General features: G+C 58.9%; 1 protein-coding gene. It reads right to left on the bottom strand.

Annotated features, from left to right (window positions below):
• On the bottom strand, positions 1–518 hold a 518-nt coding region (locus FGE05_RS29635; protein WP_139650437.1), incomplete at both ends, for an AMP-binding protein.

Below are 518 nucleotides of genomic sequence, written 5' to 3' on the forward strand. Positions count from 1 at the left end.
CCCAGGTATTCGATGTTGCCGTCCGGGAGATAACGGCCGAGGTCGCCGGTCTTGTACATCCGGGCGTTGGGTTCGCTGCTGAACGGATCCTTGAGGAAACGCTCGGCGGTGAGGTCGTCGCGATTGAGATAGCCACGGGCGACACCGGCACCACCGATGTAGATTTCTCCTGGGACACCCAATGGCACCGGCTGCTTATGCTCATCCAGCAGATAGAACTGGGTGTTCGCGACCGGTTTGCCGATGTGGGCAGCAAAGCCGTCTTCACGGGCCATCGACACCCAACTGGAATAGGTCGTGGTTTCCGAAGGCCCGTAGAGGTTGCACAGGCGCTTGACGGAAGTCTGCTCGAACAGTGTTTCCACCAGACTACGCTTGAGCGCTTCGCCGGCCACGTTGACTGTATCGACGCCATCGCTCAAACCACCGGACTCCAATAATGCCTTGAGCGCCGATGGCACGGTGTTGATCAGGGTGATGTCGTGCTCGCCGTGTTGCAGTTCCAGCACATTAGTGAC

Origin of the sequence: Pseudomonas sp. ICMP22404 (genome assembly GCF_006227205.1) — a bacterium.
Classification (GTDB): Bacteria; Pseudomonadota; Gammaproteobacteria; order Pseudomonadales; family Pseudomonadaceae; genus Aquipseudomonas.